This window comes from Mycobacterium sp., assembly GCF_035633495.1.
In the GTDB taxonomy this organism is placed as follows: domain Bacteria; phylum Actinomycetota; class Actinomycetes; order Mycobacteriales; family Mycobacteriaceae; genus Mycobacterium.
Genome location: NZ_DASQEU010000109.1, coordinates 1 through 1,593, shown reverse-complemented (window position 1 = coordinate 1,593; position 1,593 = coordinate 1). Strand labels below are relative to the sequence as shown.

The 1,593-nt window shown below is 66.6% G+C and carries 2 protein-coding genes; both read right to left on the bottom strand.

Annotated features, from left to right (window positions below):
- Positions 1-127 precede the first annotated feature (127 nt).
- Complete coding sequence (gene rpsG / locus VET27_RS16700; RefSeq protein ID WP_526520069.1) at positions 128-598, bottom strand: 30S ribosomal protein S7; 471 nt, start codon at positions 596-598, stop codon at positions 128-130.
- A 1-nt stretch (position 599) separates the two neighbouring features.
- Positions 600-974 (bottom strand): 30S ribosomal protein S12, encoded by a 375-nt coding sequence (gene rpsL, locus VET27_RS16695; RefSeq protein WP_526520067.1) that lies wholly within the window; start codon positions 972-974, stop codon positions 600-602.
- Between the last annotated feature and the right edge of the window lie 619 nt (positions 975-1,593).

Sequence of the window (1,593 nt, the reverse complement as noted above, 5' to 3'; positions counted from 1 at the left end):
CGACGGTGACGATGACCGATGGCTGACGGAACTGCTGTCACCATCGACGGTATCGATCGACCGATCGCTGACGGAACTGCTGTCACCATCGACGGTATCGATCGACCGATGGCTGACGGAACTGCTCTCACCATCGGTAGTGCGCGAAGGCCTTGTTCGACTCCGCCATCTTGTGCGTGTCCTCGCGCCGCTTGACCGAGGCACCCAGCCCGTTCGAGGCATCGAGCAGCTCGTTCATCAGTCGCTCGGTCATCGTCTTCTCGCGACGGGCCTTCGAGTAGCCGACCAGCCAGCGCAGCGCCAGGGTGGTCGACCGGCCGGCCTTGACCTCGACCGGCACCTGGTAGGTCGCGCCACCGACGCGGCGGCTCTTCACCTCGAGCGCGGGCTTGACGTTGTCCAGTGCGCGCTTGAGCGTCACCACCGGGTCGGTGCCTGACTTCTCCCGGCAGCCCTCGAGGGCGCCGTACACGATGGACTGGGCGATCGAGCGCTTGCCGTCCAGCAGCACCTTGTTGACCAGCTGGGTCACCAGCGGCGAGTTGTAGACCGGGTCGGCGACGAGCGGCCGGCGCGGAGCAGGTCCCTTGCGGGGCATGTCAGCTCTTCTCCTTTTTCGCGCCGTACCGGCTGCGAGCCTGCTTGCGGTTCTTGACGCCCTGGGTGTCCAGCGAGCCACGGATGATCTTGTACCGAACGCCGGGCAGGTCCTTCACCCGGCCGCCACGGACCAGCACGATGGAGTGTTCCTGCAGGTTGTGGCCCTCGCCGGGAATGTAGGCGGTGACCTCGACCTGGCTGGTCAGCTTGACCCGGGCGACCTTGCGCAGCGCCGAGTTCGGCTTCTTCGGGGTGGTCGTGTAGACGCGGGTGCACACACCGCGCCGCTGCGGACTCCCCTTCAATGCCGGAGTTTTCGTCTTACCGATCTTCTCGGTGCGGCCCTTGCGGACCAACTGCTGGATCGTGGGCATGTGCTGGCGACTTCTTCCTTCGCGGGACGAGGCATGGCGTGAACATCGGACTGGCATCGGACTTGGCGTGTGACGATCGCCTGCCAGGCGGCTGACTGTCGCCTGGCGGTGACAGCCGGCGGAGGCCGACGTTCGTGAACTTCTGGTGCGGGTGTGCCCGATCTGCGATCGGCGTCCAGACCACGCGCCAACCCGAAAACTCGCTGATGAGCGGGCCTTCGAGCCGCGATCCCCCACTGCACACCAAGCGAGTAGACCTTGCACACGACCGGACGTATTGCGGTCCCGCCGCGTGATCAAAGGGCGTGATCACGGACCACGCGCCCATGGGCACACGACAACGACCCAGCAGGACCGGGCCAGTCGCTCAGGCTACCCGCGCGAGCGGGCGACCTGCAAATCACGGCCGTGCGGTCAAAGAGCTGGACGCCATCGGGGCTGCCGTCGGTGGTTCGGTCGGGGAACGGCACATCCGTCGCGGCGCCGGCCTGGCTCCCGATCGATGGCGTGCAAGCCACCGGCGGCGGGCCGGACCTCAGCGCTGGGTACTTCAACAAGCAGAATACGCGATCGGCGCGGCGACGATCACGGTCGACGGTGCGCGCTCCAGCATCGACGG

Coding starts and splice junctions, on each gene's coding strand:
- rpsL (WP_526520067.1), bottom strand. CDS start 974: ATGCCCACGATCCAGCAGTTGGTCCGCAAGGGCCGCACCGAGAAGATC.
- rpsG (WP_526520069.1), bottom strand. CDS start 598: ATGCCCCGCAAGGGACCTGCTCCGCGCCGGCCGCTCGTCGCCGACCCG.